This is a genomic window from Hydrogenophaga sp. NH-16, from assembly GCF_004006415.1.
In the GTDB taxonomy this organism is placed as follows: Bacteria; Pseudomonadota; Gammaproteobacteria; order Burkholderiales; family Burkholderiaceae_C; genus Hydrogenophaga; species Hydrogenophaga pseudoflava.
This window is the reverse complement of record NZ_CP029344.1, coordinates 824,775-843,388: the sequence shown is the minus strand read 5'-3', so window position 1 is coordinate 843,388 and position 18,614 is coordinate 824,775. Positions and strand designations below refer to the sequence as shown.

Here is an 18,614-nt window from a genome sequence, read left to right as displayed (position 1 = left end):
CCGGCGGCATCGGCCTAGAATCAATCACCGGGCCCAAGCAATTGCGCCCGGTTTCTTTTTTCCGGCTCCGGAAACAAGGCACCGGCCAGTTCCAAGCGCCTTTTCACCAACCCACCCCACCAAGGGGTGACTGAAAGGCCCACATGGAAATCTTCGACTACGACAACATCCTGCTGCTGCCGCGCAAATGCCGCGTGGAAAGCCGCAGCGAATGCGACCCCTCCATCGAGTTCGGCGGCCGGCGCTTCAAGCTGCCGGTGGTGCCTGCCAACATGAAGACGGTGCTGGACGAGTCCATCAGCGAATGGCTGGCCGCCAACGGCTACTTCTACGTGATGCACCGCTTCGACCTAGACAACGTGGCCTATGCGAAGCGCATGCGCGAGAAGGGCCTGTTCGTCTCGATCAGCTCGGGTGTGAAGGCGCCGGACTACGAGGTGATCGACCGCCTGGCCGCCGACGGCGTGGGCGCCGACTACATCACCATCGACATCGCGCACGGCCACGCCGAAAGCGTGCGCCTGATGATCGAGCACATCAAGAAAAAACTGCCGAACGCCTTCGTGATCGCCGGCAACGTGGCCACACCCGAAGCCGTGATCGACCTGGAGAACTGGGGCGCGGACGCGACCAAAGTGGGCGTGGGCCCGGGCAAGGTCTGCATCACCAAGCTCAAGACCGGCTTCGGCACCGGCGGCTGGCAGCTCTCGGCGCTCAAGTGGTGCGCGCGCGTGGCGACCAAACCCATCATCGCGGACGGCGGCATCCGCCACCACGGTGACATCGCCAAGAGCGTGCGCTTTGGCGCCACCATGGTGATGATCGGCTCGCTGTTCGCCGGCCACGAGGAGTCACCCGGCCAGACGGTCGAGGTCGACGGCAAGCTCTACAAGGAGTACTACGGCTCGGCCAGCGACTTCAACAAAGGCGAATACAAACACGTCGAAGGCAAGCGCATCCTCGAACCCATCAAGGGCCGGCTGGCCGACACGCTGCGCGAGATGCAGGAAGACGTGCAGAGCTCGATCAGCTACGCCGGTGGCACGCAGCTGAGCGACCTGAAGAAGGTGAACTACGTGATCCTCGGCGGCGAGAACGCCGGCGAGCACCTGTTCATGTGAGGTCCAGCAGCTGGCGCGCCAGGTGGTTCAGCCGGTGGCGCGGCTGCACCAGCGCGTCCAGCACGCTGAAGTGGTTCAGCCCCGGCAGCAGCTCGCAGATCGGCACCACGGCCTCGCCCCAGGTCTCTCGGATCAGACGGGCCTGGCGCTGGAACTCGGCGCTCTCGTCGCCGCCGGCCACGCTCAGCAGCACCCCCCGCTCCTCCTCGGTGTCGGGCTGCGCCTTGGGCAGCCAGGCCGGGCTCGCCATGCGCACCTGTTCGGGCGTCAGGCGCAGCGAGTCCTTGAGGAAGGGTGTGTGGCGCAGCGGCTCCAGGTCGAACACGCCGGAGATCGACAGCGCGTTGTAGACCAGGTCCTCGGGCAGATCGGGCGCAAAGCGCGACCATTCGCAGGCCAGCAGCATCGCCGCCAGGTGCCCGCCCGCCGAGTGGCCGACGACGGAAATGCGGCGCGGGTCGCCGCCGTGCACCGCGATGTGGCGGTAGGTCCAGGCCAGGGCCTGCACCATCTGCATCGTGATGTCTGGAATCGTGACCGCCGGGCACAGCGCGTAGTTCGGAATCACCACGCAGGCGCCCTGCTTCACGAAGGCCGGAGCCAGGAAGCTGTGGTCCGACTTGTCCAGGCTGCGCCAGTAGCCGCCGTGAATGAACACCAGCACTGGCGCCAGCGGGTCGCTGTCGCGGCGCTGAGCGGGGAACAGGTCCAGCGTCTCACCCGGTCCGTGCCCGTAGGCCAGGTCGGGCAGGCAGACCAGATGTTCGCGCGCTGCCTTCGAATCACGCGCCCAGCGCTCGAAGTACTGCGCATGGTCGGGTACCAGGGCGCGGTTGTTGTACTGGGCATCGAGCCAGGCCGGGTCGGGTGGGAGGGGCGTGTTCATGGCTGGAAATTGTGTCACGGGGGAAGCGTCAGGCCATTGACAGCCTGCTGGCGATCGAATTGACGTATTCTGTATACAGAGTACAGAATACACACCATGACTGCCCAGCTCCTGCAACTCGAAACCGCGCCCGACCTGGTCGACCAGGTCTACCGCGCCCTGCTGGACGCCATCAGCGCGGGCGCGCTGGCGCCCGGGCAACGGATCACGCAGGAAGAGCTGGCCGAGCGCCTGGCGGTGTCGCGCCAGCCGGTGATGCAGGCGCTGCGCCTGCTCAAGCGCGACGGTTTCGTGCAAGACGCGCCGCTGGCGGGCAACGCCGGCCGCTGCCGCGGCCTGCAGGTGGCGCCGCTGGACCCGGCCTGGATCGCGCAGGTGTATGAGGTGCGCGGCGCGCTGGACACCCTGGCCGCCCGGCTGGCCGCCGAGCGCCGTGCGCACCTCGATCCGGCGCTGATCGAACAAGGCCGCCAGGCCGTGGAAGCCGGCGACATCAAGGCCATGATCGACGCCGATCTGGCCTTTCACCGCGCGCTCTACCAGGCCTCGGCCAACCCGCTGATCGAACAGAGTGCCCTGCTGCACTGGCACCACATCCGCCGCGCCATGGGCGAGGCCCTGCAGCACGATGGCCTGCGCGACCCGGTCTGGGACGAACACACCGCCATCGCACAGGCCGTGGCGCAGGGCGATGCGGAGCATGCCGAAGCCCTGATGCGCGAGCACAGCCATCAGGCCAGCCTGTACCTGGGTGCCCAGGCAGCCCCCGCTGCCAGCGCGCCCAGCCCCGACAACTCCGTGGTTCGTTGAACCACTTCAAGCGGTTTCCGGGACACTCCCGGAAACCGCTTTTTTTTATTCCCCCGGACTCATGACCTCCGCATCCGCCACCGCGCCCCTGTCCATTGCCGTGCTGGGCATCGGCATGATGGGCTTCCCCATGGCCCGCCGCCTGTGCGAAGCCGGCCACCGCATCAGCGCCTGGAACCGCTCGCGCGCCAAGGCCGAGCGCCTGCTGCCTTTCGGCGCCCAGGTGTTCGACCGCCCGGCCGACGCCGTGGCCCAGGCCGACATCGTGGTCTGCCTGCTCGAAGACGGCCGCGTGGTCGAAGAGGTGCTGTTCGGCCTGGGCACGACCGATGGCCTGCGCCCCGGCAGCCTGGTGATCGACATGTCGTCCATCCAGCCGCGCCAGGCACGCGACCACGCCGCGCGCCTGGCCGCGTTGGGCGTTCACCACCTGGACGCCCCGGTCTCGGGCGGCACGGTGGGTGCCGAGGCTGGCACGCTGGCCATCATGGCGGGCGGCAAGCCGGCCGATTTCGAGCGCGCCCTGCCCGTCTTTGCCTCGCTCGGCCGCGCCACCCATGTGGGCCCGCACGGCTCGGGACAACTGGCCAAGCTGGCGAACCAGATGATCGTCGGGATCACCATCGGTGCCGTGGCCGAGGCTCTGCTGCTGTGCGAGAAGGGTGGCGCCGACATGGGCAAGGTGAAGCAGGCCATCAGCGGTGGCTTTGCCGACAGCCGCATCCTGCAGGTGCACGGCCAGCGCATGGTCGAGCGCGACTTCGCCAAGCGAGCCGCCGTCACGGTGCAGCTCAAGGACATGCGCAATGCGCTCACCACCGCCAGCGAAGTCGGGTTCGATGCACCGATCACCGGCCTGTTCGAGCAGTTGTTCGCCCAGGCCGCCGAGCACGGCCTGGCCGATCTGGACCACTCGGCCCTGTTCATGGAGCTGGCCAGCCGCAACGGGATGAACTGAATCAGGAGGGGAAATCCCCCCCTTATCTCCCGGTCCGCAGGCGCTGGCCTGCCGAGAATCTCCAGGGTATGCACCGCAATCCCAAGGAGCCCCTGGCGTGAACCCGTCCACCCTGATCGGCATGGTGGCCAGCGTGGCGCTGATGGCCGTCATCCTGCTGTTCGGCTCCGACAAGCCGGGCAACTTCATCGACGCTCCGAGCCTCGCCATCGTGCTCGGCGGCACGCTGGCGGCCACCTTCCTGAGCTACCCGCTGCGCGAGGTGCTGCGCGTGTTCCACCTGGTCTCGCAGGTGATGCGCGAGGAAAAGCTCAACACCAAACAGGACATCGAGGAGCTGGTGGGCCTGTCCAAGCTCTGGGTGCAGGGCGACCTGCAGGCGGTGGAGAAGGCGCTGACCCACGTGACCAACCCCTTCCTGCGCACCGGCGTGCAGCTGGTGATCGACCGTACGCCCGAGGAAGAGATCATCGACCTGCTGCAGTGGCGCATCGCCCACCTGCGCCAGCGCGAGGCGGCGGAGGCGCAGCTGTTCCGCGTCATGGCCAGCTACGCGCCGGCCTTCGGCATGCTGGGCACGCTGCTGGGCCTGATCAACCTGATGGACCTGGTCGGCAGCGGTGACATGGGCGCCATCGGCTCGCAACTGGCCATCGCCCTGGTCACCACCTTCTACGGCGTGCTGCTGGCCAACCTCGTGTTCAAGCCCATCGCGGTGAAGCTGGAACGCCGCACCGAGCAACGCCTGGTGCTGATGAACATGGTGCTTGAAGGCATCTCGATGATGTGTGTGGGTCGCAGCCCCTCGCTGATGCGCGAGACGCTCAAGGCCTTCGTCGCCCAGTACGACGACGAAATCGATGACCGTCGGCGCCCCCCCCGCCCGGCCACCCGCTGAACCATGGCCGTCGTTTCACAGACAGGCCCTTCCCCTGCCCGCCAGCCCCGCGTATCGACTGCGGTCGGCCGCTACCGGCGCTGGCACGTCGATTCCCGCGTGGAGGTGGAGGAAGAAGGCTGGCTCATCACCTACCTGGACGTGATCACGCTGATCCTGGTGCTGATGGTGGTGCTGCTCGCCTTCGCGGGCCCGGGCAAAGGCAAGGACAGCCAGCAGGCCAAGGCAGACAGTGCGCCCACACAGGCCATCGGACCGGTGCCAGGAGCCCCCTACCCCAGCGGCAGCATCGTGCCGCCCGCGGTGCCACCGACCTCGCCCGAGCCACCGGCAGCGCCAGCCGCCCCTCCCCTGCCCAAGACGCTCAACGGCCTGCCGCTGGACCAGCTGGGTGCGGACGTGGAAATCATCATGACGGACGACGCGGTGCGCTTCCGGATCAGCAGCGAGATCCTGTTCGAGTCTGGCGCGGCCCACCTGGCCGCAGAAGGCCAGCCCGTGCTGGACCGGTTGATCCCCCTGCTCAACAGCGATCCGAACCTCCGCCTGGTGGTCGAAGGCCACACCGACAGTGTCCCGATCCAGACCGAGCGCTTCCCCTCCAACTGGGAGCTGTCCACAGGACGCGCCGCCGCTGTGGCGCGCTACCTTATCGAACGGGGCGTGGCACCGCAGCGTGTGCAAGCCAGCGGCTTCGCCGACACGCGCCCGCTGGGCTCGCGCGACAACCCGGTCGACCGGGTGCACAACCGGCGCGTGGAGCTGACGATGGAACGGACACCGCCTTCCTCCGGCCAGGCACGCTGAAGCCGTCTCGGTTTGATAAAATTTTGACGATTCGTGGGGACGTAGCTCAGCTGGGAGAGCGTCGCGTTCGCAATGCGAAGGTCGGGAGTTCGATCCTCCTCGTCTCCACCATTACCAAATAAAAATCAATGGGTTACAGCAGAAAGCAAGATTTGTCCCACAAAAAGACCCACATAAAGTGAAGCCACCTATTCTTTGATCGGTGGCTTTTCAACTTCTGGTTACTTAGTTCGAGCATAGAGCCACTCAGCCAATCCAGCGCGAGTCCCCCTAGAGCAGTGGTATCGGATCTGGTGCCGTGTGGCCCGGGCGCAAGGCAAGATGCTCGAAGACGGCTGGCTGTTCCCAGACTTGAACCCGGTCGAACCGCTGACCACTCGGCAGCTCAACCGCGCCATTCACATGGCGGCCGATGCCGCGAACATCGACAAGCGCGTGTCCATGCACACCCTGCGCCACAGCTTTGCCACCCACTTGCTGGAGCAGAAGGTGGACATCCGCGTGATCCAGGTCCTGCTCGGGCACAAGAAGCTGGAGACGACGGCCATGTACGCGCAAGTGGCCACCGACATCCTGCGCGAGGTGGTCAGTCCGCTGGAGCAACTGAGCACCGCGTAGGCCCACTATGGGCACCGCTGCCCTGGAGGTAGCGGACATCTTTCGCACCCACGGGCCGGCCTGGCGGCAAGCCCAGCGCTCCCACCTGAGCCTGGGTCAGCTCAAGGTCATGACAGCCATTGAACAGTGCCGCAGCGCGGCGCTGGGAGGACATGTGCTGCGCTGTCAGGACTGCCAGCGCCTGCAGGTCGCCTACAACTCCTGCCGCAACCGGCACTGCCCCAAGTGCCAGGCCAGTGCTGCACAGCGGTGGTTGGATGCGCGCCAGGCCGATCTGCTGCCCGTGGACTACTTTCATGTGGTCTTCACGCTGCCCGCGCCTATCAGCGAGATCGCGTACTGGAACAAGGCCGTCGTCTACGGCCTGCTGTTCGAGGTGGCGGCCCAGACGCTGCGCACCATCGCCGCTGATCTCCGGCACCTGGGTGCGCAGATCGGCGCCACCCTGGTGTTGCACACCTGGGGTTCGGCGCTCACCCACCATCCGCACGTCCACGGCATCGTGCCCGGCGGTGGGCTCTCACTCGACGGCCAGCGTTGGGTGGCTTGCCGACCGGGTTTCTTCCTGCCGGTGCGCGTGCTCTCGCGTCTGTTCAGGCGGCTCTTCCTGGAAGCAATGGAACAGGAGCACCGCGCGGGCACGCTGAAGTTCTTCTCGGAGCTCACCGCGCTGGCGGACCCGAGGGCCTTTGCGCGATGGCTCGCGCCGCTGCGACGGTGTGAATGGGTGGTCTATGCCAAGAAGCCGTTTGCGGGTCCACAGGCTGTGCTGACCTCTCTCGCGCTACACGCACCGGGTCGCGATCTCCAACTCGCGCCTGGTGGCGCACGACGAGCATGGGGTGACGTTTCGCTGGAAGGACTACCGCAACAAGGGCCGAGGTCAAAGCAAAACACGCCACAAGACGATGACGCTCTCGCCCGAGGAGTTCATGCGCCGCTTCCTGCTGCACGTGCTGCCTAGCGGGTTCCACCGGATCCGGCACTACGGTCTGCTGGCCAACAACCATCGGCGGGAGTGCATCGAGCAGGCGCGCCAGCTGCTTGTGCCTGAGGCGCCAGTCAGACAGATCGAGAAGACCGGGTGTGCCGGTGCTGAGCCGGTCCGACCGACCTTCGTGTGCGTTCACTGCGGAGCGATGATGCTCATCGTTGAGACGTTCGCACGGGGGCAGCCCATTCGCATACCGCACCAGCGAAGGCCACCATGACCGCGTTGGCATGTGCAAGCTTGCTGGTGTCTGGAGCGGGCTCACCACGGCTCGCAGGGAACAGCTGCGCCCGAATCGGAAATCCACCGTGTTGGACCCGCAAGAACTGCTGCAGTTGTTCCTCTGAAACCGCGCGGCACTCAGCATTGACGACATCACTCCGGGATCAGGCGGCGCAAATACCGCTCCCCGCAACACTGCACTCCGTCAAATCACCATAGCTGCCAACTGGTACGCCCAGATTGGTACTCCCCGCGGTTTCCTCCCTAGAGGCTTGTACGACGCCCACCCTTGGTGGTATGCGTGAGTTGTCGGCGCGCCTGCACGGGAGGGCGTCCTACAACCCTTAACTGGACCGGTCGTTAGGCAGGGGCCAAAGGTGCAAAGCTCGGGAATGGCCGCTCACATCGCGGACGAACTGGTGCGCTCGACCCTGAACAGTTACCGACCTAGTCCGGTGAGACCAAACCCCTAGCTGGCCAAGCGCCTGTGCGGATGCATTCAGGGCAAACACCTACTTTGGCAGAAGATTTTCATCCACCCTTGCAGCGCTCCAACGTGAAGCTGCCCAATCCGATGGAGGTTTGCTGGCCAACATGTAGAAAGCTCGCGATACGGAGCAACTCCCAGACGTCCTCGGTCAGTTCGCCTTCGTAGAGAACCCATCCAGAAAATCCGTGACTTGGATACCTCTTCTCCCCGACAACACGCCGCTGAATGGACCAGGAGCTGTCAATGCGCCGACTGCCTCCAGCAGTGGAACGGCATTCCTCAAGCTTTGAACGCCAATCTACCGCCACCGTAGCCCAGGACTCCCCTCCCCAAGCCTCGCCCGCGCGCCACAGTCGCTGCTCCACCAGGTTCAGCACATCAGCCCAATCGGGCACACGTCTGACAAGACGGCCTTTGCTTGTCCAGAACCAGCGGCTCAGCGTTCTAAGAACCCATTGAGTGGCGACCGGGGCCTTTACATCGTCATTCCAAAATGGCAGACCGCTGAGCACTTGAGGAGATCGGCACCAGCCGCGCATTTCTTCAGCCTTCAACGGAATGGCAATCGGCTGCCATAACTGGCCATCGAAAACGGACAGGCCGGTCACACCGCCCGTCACCAACTGTCTCCCAACGCCATAGGACAAAGCGGTCTGCAATGCCAGGAAGCAAAGCACCGAGTCACGCCAGGCATCGCCCAGGAACTTCAGCATCACCCGCGCTCCTCGATCCGTCTCTCGGCTGCTGACCATGAAACCAGGACAGTCGATGTTTCCACCGGCTTGTTGTTGACTCAGCGGAGCGAGAAGGCGTTCGGCCTGCGCAGGTGGCGCGTGAATGAGTAATTGATCCTTGATGGCAGCACGCCAAACCTCTGGAGCTGCGACTCCTGAGATTCGACCTTTCGAAAACGACACATCAAGTGCCACATGAAGGCAAGCTGGAAACTCTGCGGGTGAATTCATCCGGGATGTAGCGAAGGTGGGGCAGTCAGCCTGACGTCACATCTTGCAACAAAGAAGTGCGAAAGGCTATAGTGAAGTTGCGTGAGCCATTCGGCTCGTTGGTACAGCGCGATCTATTCCTCTGAAAGGTAATTGATGCCTCTAGCCGATGCCTGTGACGTACCAACCGCCGACCCACTTGCTCTGGACGATCTGCGAAAGATTGCTTCAGGCGCTCAAGAGACGGCCTGGCACAGCGTAACGCTGTCGCTGGAGACCATTACCCCGATCTATGGTGGTGGCAGCGAAGCCGGGCAAGCCGATCTCTTGCTGCCGTTTCGCCCTCGCGCCATTCGAAACAGTCTGCGCCACTGGTGGTGGCTGCTAAACCGGCAACGCCACCGGGACGACAGTGAAGGGCTGTATCGGGACATGGCCGCTATCTGGGGAGCTGCTGCTGACGGAAATGAAAACCCTGGTGCAAGGGTACGCGTCAGAGTTCTGTGCGAGCCTCTCACAGAACAACAATACATGCCCTATGTTCCTTTTCGAATCAATCATCAGAGGGCGAAGCTGACACCGGATGACGACCCCAGTTTTTTTGCGCTATGGGTCGCCAAGCCTAAAGAAACCGAAGTACCCGAGGCGGTTCTTTCTAAGTTCAATGGTGCGAGAGGTCAGCGATGGAGCGCCCAGGACAGAGATTACAGCCGGCGACTGGCGAGCGTCCCTGGGCTTTTCACGGATGCCGATTTACCCGTGCATCAGATCGTGCTCCCGGGTGTGCGCTGGTCTCTCCACATACATATGGCGCGCGAGGGCCTTGGCAATGCACAAAAGGCGCAAGTTAGGGACGCCATCAACGCGTGGCTGAAACTCGGGGGTGTGGGCGCCAGAACATCGAGAGGGATGGGCAGATCAAGGCTCATCGAAAAACCGGAAACCATGCTGCCTGCATTCTTGAAGCTCTCAGATGTTTGGGATGAAGAAGTGCCTTGGTTCACAGAAGCGTTCGGAAGCAACCACGCGCTACGTGATTTCGAGTCTGCAGGCAATGCCTTGCAGGCTTGGACTGATTCGCTCAGAACCTACCGCACCTACCGCCAGGCACGGCAGAAAAACGAACGTGGCCAGCGCATGAAACAGAGCTATGGTCACCTGGCGAATGCAGTTCGAAAGGCAACTAACCGAAGAGGGCACCCCATTCCACGGGATCTGGATAAAGGTGGTGCATTCTCCGAGTACACGCCTACGCCGGAGCTACTCTTTGGCGCTCCAATCGTCTACCGATTCAAAGGACATGGTGAGCCCCATGAAGGGGAAGTTGCGTTCCAAAAGCAAGAAACAGCACTTGAGCGCTATGCAAGTCCACTGCTGGTGACAGTCGTCAGACATAACAATGGGTTGTTCGTCCCTGCCGCACTGTGTTTCAAGGACCACTGGCACGACGTACTAGACAAATGGGTTGCCATCCCCAGGGCCGCTCCCCTCCCGCCAGGCAGGTGGTGGCCCGACATCTCCACGCCCGACGGACAAGCTACAGCCACCCGTCTCATGGGGTCAAGCACTCGCAACGAGGCACGCCCACGGGAAGACCCACTTAGGTCTGCGCTATTGGGTGCTGTAGGCAACCAAGATGCGCCCATCCGGGGAGATCCGATTCGCGCATTCATCAACTTCTTTAATAAGTACAAGCACGAGCGCGTATGAATCATCTCCTTCAAGTCAACCTTGGTCCGGTGCAAGGATTCATTGCCAATGCTCGGCGGACCCGAGACCTGTGGTTTGGGTCTTACATCCTCTCCGAAATCAGCAAAGCAGTGGCGCTGAGCCTACATCGGGCCGGAGCCTCCCTCATATTCCCCTACGCTCCGAATGACCCTGAGGCCGCTCTGCAAGCTGATGCGTTCCTGGTGGCCAATATCGTTTTTGCTGAGTTGGAGTCGGCCAGTCTTGCCGATGCCCGCGCGGTGGTCGGCCGCGCGGAGCAGGCTGCACGCGCCCGGTGGCATACCCTTTGCAATCAGGCGCTCCAGCAAATGGAAAAGGCCTTGGGAAAAGAGGGTGCCGAACATTTTTTCGACAGTCGCATCTGGGCCGCACAACTGGGTGATGTAGTTGAAATCTACAGCGCCATCGCCCCCCAGGGAGGCGACGGGTACGCACTTGCCAACCAGCGCTTGCGTGAACTCATGGCCAACCGCAAGAACTCTCGCTGCTTTTCGGCGTACGCAGACACCTACCTCAAAGCAAAGTCGTCGCTCGATGGTGCGCTTTCCACGGTTTTGCGCGAGTCGGCTTCGACTCGCCACCGCCAGCGCCTGGGTATCGAGCCAGCGGAACAGCTGGACACAAGCGCCATGGTCAAACGGGTTATCGGCCGAGAGCGCGGATTCGTTCCATCTGCTCGCGTGGCCGTTCAGGAATGGGTCGAGCGGCTGTACGCGAACGAGGCCCTTGCAGCGAAAGCACGGGAACTCCATGAGCGTCTCCGTCGGCTCGCGGCCGAAGACCAAGGGACCGAACTCAAAGGCAAGTATGCCGAATACCCCTGGATTCAGGCTTTGCCCTTTGACGCCCAACTGCTATACCGCCATCGGATTGCTGCAGGCCGGGCCCGCATGGACGAAGCCCGGGAGGCGGATCCAGAAACCGATGCTCAGCTGGAGGCGCTGGACCAGCTGCTGGCGAGCATCTACAAGCAACTCGGACCGCCCAACCCCTACTACGGTTTGCTGCTGGCAGACGGCGACAAGATGGGCCAGCTCATCGACAAGGCCAACGAAGGCGCGATCAACTCGGAAGGACACCGTGCGATCAGTCAGGCATTGACGGCGTTCGCGCAGTCTGTCCCCGAGATCATGGCCCAGTGCAGCGGTGCTTGCATCTACTCCGGTGGTGACGATGTACTCGGCCTGGTGCCATTGCACATGGCCTTGGAAACGGCCAATCGATTGCAAGAGACATTCAAAAGTGCGCTCGACGACACCGCCGCCCGCTGCGGGATCCCCGAGTCAGAGCGCCCCACACTCAGTGTCGGCATTGCCATTGCCCACTTTCTTGAGCCTCTGGGCGATGTGCGCCAACTCGCCGGCAGGGCGGAAAAAGCAGCAAAGGGCGCTAACCTGCCGCCGGAACAGCAACGCAATGCCTTTTGCCTTGTCGCTAAACCACGCTCCGGAGCTGAACTTCGAGCGCGCATCCGCTGGGACGATGAGCCATCGATCGGACGGCTGAAGACCTGGACGCGCTGGCTGGGTCGTGAGCAAAAACTGCCACGGGGTCTGCCGCACGAGCTTCATGAAGCCTTTGTCGCATGTCAGTCTGCGATTCCGCCAGAGGATGACTTTGCGACCTTCAAAGCCTATTGGCGCGCCCAGCTGAGCCTCATCCTGAATAAGAAGCAGGCTCTGGGCGAGGATTTGTCTGAGGAAGTCAAAGCATACCTGCTGACCACGTTGGCTGGCGAGGGGCTCACCGCACAAAACGCCAGCGACTTCGCGCCGCTGCCGCACCTGTTGATGGCACGGTGGCTATCAGGTCAGAGTCCAGGCGAAGACGAATGAGCCAGCATGCCCCTAACATGAGCACCACAAAGTACCTCCTGCACCCTCGTTCACCGCTGGTCTTCGGTACTGGGAAGCCACTTGACTTTGGCCTTGGTGGCGACAGCCTCGCCTTTCCTTTTCCGGCGACTGTGGCTGGCGCTCTGCGCGCTGCCTTGAGCGCAATGCGAGGGCAGGCGCCAGATCCCTACTCACGACTTGATGCCAGCAACTCCTTGGCCCAGCTCAGTCTGGCCTGCTTTGATTGGCTTGAGCCTGACGCTGCGCCAGCGCTGCTGTTGCCTCGCCCGGCTGACGCCGCCTATCTCGGCGGCTACATCATGCCCTTGGTGCCACAGGCAGATCCCGAGGGCTGCTGGACCGATCTGGAGCCAGGACTGAAACTGCTGGGACTCCAAGGCCCAGATGATGCGCGCGAGGGCAAACCCGATCCAGCGCCAGCGTGGTGGTCTTCGAGACAATTCAGCCAGTGGTTGCAAAGAGCCGAGCCGGTTCCACAGGGCGTGGATGCTGAATTCCTCGACACCCTTGAAGATACCCGTGTCCACGTCGTCATCGACCAGCACGGTAAGGGGTCTGTCACGGGAGGTCTGTTCCGAAGCACTGGGCGCGACTTTGGCCCGCAAATCAGGCAGGCCAACCTGGGTCAGGGTCTGGCATTGGCCATTTCCGTTGACCTGGGCGCTGCGTCAACCCCCGCTGGCCAAGAGCTGCACGGCTGCATACGTCGCCTGGGCGGAGAAGGTCGCTTTGTCCGCTTTGAGCAACGGCAGCACCCAAGCCTGCCTTGGGAAGACCCGGCCCAGCCGAATGGGCTGGATCGTGCAACTCGCGTTCGTTTTGTCCTCACCACTCCTGCGGTATTCCCCGAAGGAGGGTGGCGACCCGAAGGTCTGGCCTATGACTCCGCCACTCAGTCCATCAGGGGCGCAATTGATACGCCGACTGGCACGGTGCGGGTCACCCTGGTGGCGGCCGCCATCAGCCGGGCACAAAGCTACTCCGGCTGGCAACTCGACGAGCAAGGATTTGCTGGGCCCGGTCGTCCCTGGCGAGTGGTCCCTGCGGGGAGCGTGTTCTGGTTCGACCTTGCCAGTGGCGATGCGCCCAGGCTCTGGGGGCAAAGCCTGTGCAAAGACACCGACCTCATGCCATGGCGGGCGAACGGATGGGGCCGTGGCTTCGTCGGCCTGGCATGAAAAGGCTTCTGCACCCTGAACAACCCAACAAAAGCAAACACGTATGAGCAGCGCACTGTTTTACATACACGCCTTGACGCCGATACACATGGGTACTGGGGCCGCGGTCGGGGCCATTGACCTCCCCCATTCGCGCGAGGCCGCCACTCGGTTGCCCAACATCCCGGGAAGTGGAATCAAGGGCGTCTGGCGAGACCAGTGCCGAGGCAGCGCTTCGCACAAGAGCCTGCTTGAGTTGCTTTTCGGCGCCAGTCGGGACGCCGAGGCTCAGAGCCGCGACCAGGGCTCGCTGCTGCTCTCGGACGCCTTGCTGCTCGCCATGCCCGTGGCCTCCTATGTGGGCGACTTTGCGTGGGTCACGTCGCCACTCAGCCTCGCTCGCCTGGCACGGGAACGTCGCTTCATGGGACTCTCCTGCCCAGACCCGGTGGGCCGGCTCACTGCAGGCGAAGCACAAGTTACGCAAGGCTGTGCGCTCGTTCACGAAAAGCACCTCTACCTTCACGAACTCAAACTGACCGCTAAAACAACCTCGCAGGCCCAGGCATGGGCATCCCTTCTGGCCACAGAGGTGTTTCCTGAAGACGAAGTGTTCAAGACGGCGTTCATTGATCGGCTGGTCATCGCCAGCGACAGCGATCTGGTTCTCCTCAGCCACACCGCTGCCCAGGTTCCCATGCGCAACGCCTTGGACGACAACAAGAACGTCCTGCCTGGTGCACTCTGGTCTGAAGAGAACATGCCCGCCGAAACCTTATTCTGGGGTACCGCGGCGGCTGACACCATCACCACTCGCGACAAAAAGCACCCCGCTGCAGACTGCCTGAAGCACTTCACGGAGCTGGTGCAGGGCACCCCGAAATTGCAGGTCGGTGGCAAGGCCAGCGTCGGTCGCGGCGTCTGCCGCTTTGTGATGCGTGGTGGCCAGGCCATGGAGACCGCATGACGGGCAGCCACCTTCAACTCGACCGCTTGGCCTTTCAGTGCCTGCTGAAGTTGGGGCAACCTAGCAGCTGCGATCGACTCCGAAACGCATGCCTTTCCCTGGGCCATCACCTGCGGGCGCATGGGCTGGTGGCCACCGTTCACTTCGGGCTGAACGGCACCGACGCTGAACAGAAGCAGATCACGTCGGCACTGCTGCAGTGCCTGGACAGGATCTGCCCCATAGGCGACCCAGCCACCCATGACATGGCGCAGCGGCTTCAGGCCGAGCCCCAAGCCACCTATCTGTTGCACGCTCGGCTGGCGCTTGCGCTGGCGGATCACATGGCCAGCATGGCCCGCGCGCTCTGGCCTGTGGATGATCGGTCAAATACCCCGCCCAATGCTGAACGCCCATCAAAGGAAAGTTCATGAGCGCTTTTCGTCATGGCCTTATGGGCATTCACGATGCCTGCAGAAACCACGCCTATCTTCTGCAACTGAGGTACCCCGGCACCCATGCCAACTCTGAACGCAGCGCCAGACACTTCAGTAAAGTTTGCGAAACAGAGGTTCCGGCAGATGGAATCTATGCGTCTGCGTACAAGCGCTGGCATGCCATCTGGCAGCGAGCAGCTGAGAGCGGACATGCAACTCTGCGAACGTTTCGTTTCGAACATCGGCTGCTAGTCAACCTGGCGCAGCCCAGTCTCTGGGAGAGTAGCGTCAGCCTGCAGGCACTTTACGGCGTGCCAAGCATCCCAGGTTCGGCACTGAAAGGCCTGGCGCGCCACTTCGCGAAATCGCAGCTCGGCATACCCGCAGCCCAGATCGATGCCATCTTCGGCAACACGGACTCGGGTCGCAAAGTGCAGTTCATGGACGCCTGGTGGGTTCCGGGCAGCGCGCCAGGTCGGCAAAAGAACCGCCCGCTGGTGAGGGAACAGGTCACACCCCACCACTTCGACTTCATGCAAAGCAGCGGCAAGATGCCCGCTACCCCTTTTGATAACCCGGTGCCGAGCCCGCAGATCGCTACTCATGGGCAGTTCCTCTTTCTGGCTCAAGGCCCAAAGCTGTGGTCCGAATACGCGCTCAACATCCTGCAAGTCGCCCTTGAGGTAGAGGGTATAGGCGCCCGTACGCCCGAATACGGCTGCATCGCGCGCGACCAAAATGCAACCAAGGAGAAGCGATGATCCACCGATTGCTGACTGTCATCACCGGGCAACCTTTGGTCAACTACATCGCCATTGCCGAACTACAGCCAGACGTGGTGCACTGCATCTACACACCCGGGCATGGAGGGATGGAGAAAAGGCTTCAAGCCTTGATAGCAGCAGCCGCCCGCAACCTCCCCGACGTGAGATTTGAACTGCATCCCGTGGATGACCCTTACGACTCGGCTGCGGTCTGGCAGATCGCGTATGAACTTCTGGTTGGGACTGACGACAGTCATTGGTACCTCAACCGGACAGCCGGAACAGAGCAAATGCGTGCGCCACTGGCGGCAGCGTTTGAGAAGGCCGGGCTGTCCGACCAGACATTCTTCGTGGAGACAGAAAAAGGTCAGATCACATTTGCCAGGCATGCATGGCGGAGGGAGAGCCAACCATTCGAACAAGGCATCACCGTCAAGGACTACTTTCTGCTCCATGGGCAAGTCATTGAGTCCGGAGAGCCAGTGAATGCCACTGAGGCGCAGCTCTTCAACGACATCAACCGACTGCAGTTCGACGACGTCATTGCGAGCTGCAAATGGATCCAGAATGGACGGCAGCTCGCCGAATACGATGTCGCCGCCGTCGTCAACTATCGTCTGTACGTGTTCGAGCGGAAGAAGCTTCAGGCGGCCAATCGGTACACGCAGCAGACGAGAGATGAGCAGGACATCACTGTGCGCCACGACATAGAGAAGCTTGCCTATACAAGGGCGATCTTTGGTGGGCCCTTTGGCAAGGTGTACTGGCTACTCAGCGGCGGCTACGAACCTAGGGCATCCATGGTGGACCGCATGCATGCACTGTCTATCCATTTCATCCAGGGCAATGAACTGACCCAGCTTGCTCGCTCTCCCGAGACCTTCGGGCTTCCAGCCCGTCGGGAAAAGTAGGGAAGCAGCAGCCCGCACGGACCAGCTGTCCCGCAGCAACTGGGCCCATCAGACTCTCGACTCATGGACTTCCCGATCAATGCCGCAGATCTGCTGCAGGCCTGGGAGGGCATGCTCGGGCGGATAGAGAAGCAGGAGACCAATCGGGATGTTCTTCGGCAGTGGCAAGACAACCCTCAAGCGGTCTGTGGAGAGCTGAGCGCCCAGCTGAAGTCCGGAGCCTATCGACAAGCCCCTTTGCAACCAATGGGGCTTCCCAGAAAAGGCGGAGGAGTTCGAGTCCTGCTCGTGCCGCAGCTGGCCGATCGCGTCGTGCAGGCCGCGCTAGCACGAAAGCTGTCGACCCACCTCGATCCGCGCTTTCATCCATCGAGCTTTGCCTATCGACCCGGGCGAGGGGCGCAGCAAGCTTGCGCGCTTCTTCGCACCCATTTGAGTCACACCTCAGACCGATTCGTGCTGCACGCAGACATTGCGAATTGCTTTGACGACATCGACCATGATGCCTTGATCAAGCAGCTTGCCTTGCTGGGTTTGTGGAAGAACCAGACAGCGTGGCTGTTGCGCCAGTTCTTACGCAGCCTCCTGCAGGCATCACCCTCGCTCGGACTGCAAGGAATCTCTTGCCTCTACCGTGGGCTGCCGCAGGGCTCACCATTGAGCCCTCTGCTCTCTAACGTCGTGCTGGATACCCTCGACCGGGCACTTGCCAATCAGAAAGTGTCATTTGTCCGGTACGCGGACGATTTCATCGTGGTCGCGGAAACAAGAGCAAAGCTGCAGTCTGCCAGTGATGCGGCCACACATGCGCTGACCCGACTCGGTCTTGCATTGAACCCCAAAAAGACAGGCTTTCTGGACACTCGAGAAAGCTTCACCTTCCTGGGACAACGTTTCCAGCTCGCCGATAAGTCCCCCCTGGAATCACCTGCCACCACCACAGCGCCCACTTCCCAGATGCCAACCAGCCTTGGACAGAGCGTGGCGGGACACAAAGAAAGAAACGCATTTCTTGATGATGAAGAAACAGAGTCCAACGATCCGCTTCTGCGCACGCTCTACCTTCTGGAACCAAACACCACTCTGGATCGCGATGCTCACCAACTCCTGGTCCTCGCGCCTGGCCAGGATCCGCTCAAGATACCCGGCGAGCGACTTCACCAGGTGATGAGCTTCGGCGCCACTCACATCACCAGCGGCGCCATCAGCTTGTGTCTGGAGATGGGCATTCCCGTGATGCTGCTGGCTGGACGCGGTCGCCATTTCGGCGTCATCGATCCACTGAAGATTGACAACCTGAACACCCAGCGGGCTCAGTTCCGCGTGCTTGATCAACCCGAGCAATCTATCTGTTTCGCGAAAGGAATGATCGAGGGGAAACTGGCCAATCAGCTGGCCTTGCTGCGCAGATGGCATCGCCATCGACCCCCCTCCGACCCTGATGCAATCCGAGAGCTATATGACGGCCAGCACATGGCAAGACGCAACGCTTTGCGGGCAACCAGCGCAGGCAGCTTGCGTGGCATTGAAGGCGCAGCTGCAAGCACCTACTGGCGCGCAATTCGCGCACTGCTTGCGCCAGAGTGGAAATTCGATGGTCGTCGCAGGCAACCCCCGCCCGACCCCGTGAACTCGCTGCTTTCGTATGGCTACACCCTGCTCTACTACAACCTGCTGACGCTGGTTTCTTCTCGCGGCCTCAACCCCTACGCTGGCTTTTACCACGCGCCGCGCAGCGGACATCATGCGCTGGTATCGGACCTGATGGAAGAGTTCCGCGGCCCAGTGGTAGATGCTCTGGTGATGGACATGGTGCAGAACGGCCGAATCAAACCAGACGAATTCACCTGGCCAGAAGATCGTGGTGAGGCCTGCCTCATGAGTGTGAGCGCGCGCAGGCGCTTTATTCATGCACTCGAAAAAAAGCTCAATACGCCGCAACGGCATGCTGCACACGGTCTCTGGATGGACTGGCGCCGCATCATGGACGGGCAGATCCTCCATCTTGTGCAGGTACTTCATGGAAGCTCAAGCAGGTACCAGCCCTACATCATCAAGGCCTGAGAT

At 62.3% G+C, this 18,614-nt stretch carries 15 protein-coding genes, 1 tRNA gene and 2 pseudogenes; 16 read left to right on the top strand and 2 right to left on the bottom strand.

Translation table 11 applies throughout. The features are described from left to right. The first annotated feature begins 143 nt into the window (after positions 1-143). The gene (locus tag DD542_RS04080) at positions 144-1,121 is read left to right on the top strand and encodes a GMP reductase (RefSeq protein WP_066159096.1); all 978 of its coding nucleotides are present in this window, start codon (positions 144-146) and stop codon (positions 1,119-1,121) included. On the opposite strand, the gene DD542_RS04075 is transcribed toward DD542_RS04080, so the two are convergent. After that, positions 1,114-2,007, bottom strand: a complete 894-nt coding sequence (locus DD542_RS04075; RefSeq protein WP_127803986.1) for an alpha/beta hydrolase — start codon at positions 2,005-2,007, stop codon at positions 1,114-1,116. The genes DD542_RS04080 and DD542_RS04075 overlap by 8 nt on opposite strands. A gap of 96 nt (positions 2,008-2,103) precedes the next feature. On the opposite strand from DD542_RS04075, the gene DD542_RS04070 reads away from it, so the two are divergent. The 7 genes and pseudogenes from DD542_RS04070 (at position 2,104) to DD542_RS04040 (ending at position 7,309) form a co-directional block, all read left to right on the top strand. Then, entirely contained in the window at positions 2,104-2,817 is a 714-nt protein-coding gene (locus tag DD542_RS04070) for a GntR family transcriptional regulator (RefSeq protein ID WP_079366023.1), read from the top strand. Positions 2,818-2,878: 61 nt separating this feature from the next. Next, complete coding sequence (locus DD542_RS04065; protein WP_127803985.1) at positions 2,879-3,775, top strand: NAD(P)-dependent oxidoreductase; 897 nt, start codon at positions 2,879-2,881, stop codon at positions 3,773-3,775. Positions 3,776-3,872: 97 nt separating this feature from the next. Then, a complete protein-coding gene (locus tag DD542_RS04060; RefSeq protein WP_127803983.1) occupies positions 3,873-4,673 on the top strand; it encodes a MotA/TolQ/ExbB proton channel family protein in 801 nt (266 codons plus the stop codon). Positions 4,674-4,676: 3 nt separating this feature from the next. Next, entirely contained in the window at positions 4,677-5,480 is an 804-nt protein-coding gene (locus DD542_RS04055; protein WP_127803981.1) for a flagellar motor protein MotB, read from the top strand. A gap of 35 nt (positions 5,481-5,515) precedes the next feature. Further along, a tRNA-Ala gene (locus DD542_RS04050) sits at positions 5,516-5,591 on the top strand. A 147-nt stretch (positions 5,592-5,738) separates the two neighbouring features. Further along, positions 5,739-6,098, top strand: a pseudogene (locus DD542_RS04045) (tyrosine-type recombinase/integrase); the annotation flags it as partial. A gap of 7 nt (positions 6,099-6,105) precedes the next feature. Next, positions 6,106-7,309, top strand: a pseudogene (locus DD542_RS04040) (IS91 family transposase). A 533-nt stretch (positions 7,310-7,842) separates the two neighbouring features. Here DD542_RS04040 and cas6 read toward each other — a convergent pair. After that, positions 7,843-8,514, bottom strand: coding sequence for a CRISPR system precrRNA processing endoribonuclease RAMP protein Cas6 (cas6, locus tag DD542_RS04035; protein WP_164868335.1), 672 nt, complete (start codon positions 8,512-8,514; stop codon positions 7,843-7,845). Positions 8,515-8,901: 387 nt separating this feature from the next. On the opposite strand from cas6, the gene DD542_RS04030 reads away from it, so the two are divergent. The 8 genes from DD542_RS04030 (at position 8,902) to cas1 (ending at position 18,611) form a co-directional block, all read left to right on the top strand. After that, positions 8,902-10,455 (top strand): RAMP superfamily CRISPR-associated protein, encoded by a 1,554-nt coding sequence (locus DD542_RS04030; protein WP_127803977.1) that lies wholly within the window; start codon positions 8,902-8,904, stop codon positions 10,453-10,455. Continuing rightward, a complete protein-coding gene (gene cas10, locus DD542_RS04025) occupies positions 10,452-12,311 on the top strand; it encodes a type III-B CRISPR-associated protein Cas10/Cmr2 (RefSeq protein WP_127803975.1) in 1,860 nt (619 codons plus the stop codon). Before DD542_RS04030 ends, cas10 begins: the two co-directional genes overlap by 4 nt. Continuing rightward, positions 12,308-13,510, top strand: coding sequence for a type III-B CRISPR module-associated Cmr3 family protein (locus tag DD542_RS04020; RefSeq protein ID WP_127803973.1), 1,203 nt, complete (start codon positions 12,308-12,310; stop codon positions 13,508-13,510). Before cas10 ends, DD542_RS04020 begins: the two co-directional genes overlap by 4 nt. Positions 13,511-13,553: 43 nt before the next feature. Beyond that, on the top strand, positions 13,554-14,456 hold the full coding sequence (gene cmr4 / locus DD542_RS04015; RefSeq protein WP_127803971.1) for a type III-B CRISPR module RAMP protein Cmr4: 903 nt from the start codon (positions 13,554-13,556) through the stop codon (positions 14,454-14,456). After that, positions 14,453-14,869, top strand: a complete 417-nt coding sequence (locus DD542_RS04010; RefSeq protein WP_127803969.1) for a type III-B CRISPR module-associated protein Cmr5 — start codon at positions 14,453-14,455, stop codon at positions 14,867-14,869. The genes cmr4 and DD542_RS04010 overlap by 4 nt, the downstream gene beginning before the upstream one ends. Then, complete coding sequence (locus tag DD542_RS04005; RefSeq protein WP_127803967.1) at positions 14,866-15,633, top strand: RAMP superfamily CRISPR-associated protein; 768 nt, start codon at positions 14,866-14,868, stop codon at positions 15,631-15,633. Before DD542_RS04010 ends, DD542_RS04005 begins: the two co-directional genes overlap by 4 nt. Then, the gene (locus DD542_RS04000; RefSeq protein ID WP_127803965.1) at positions 15,630-16,547 is read left to right on the top strand and encodes a hypothetical protein; all 918 of its coding nucleotides are present in this window, start codon (positions 15,630-15,632) and stop codon (positions 16,545-16,547) included. Before DD542_RS04005 ends, DD542_RS04000 begins: the two co-directional genes overlap by 4 nt. A gap of 63 nt (positions 16,548-16,610) precedes the next feature. Further along, positions 16,611-18,611, top strand: coding sequence for a CRISPR-associated endonuclease Cas1 (gene cas1, locus DD542_RS03995; RefSeq protein ID WP_127803963.1), 2,001 nt, complete (start codon positions 16,611-16,613; stop codon positions 18,609-18,611). Positions 18,612-18,614 lie beyond the last annotated feature (3 nt).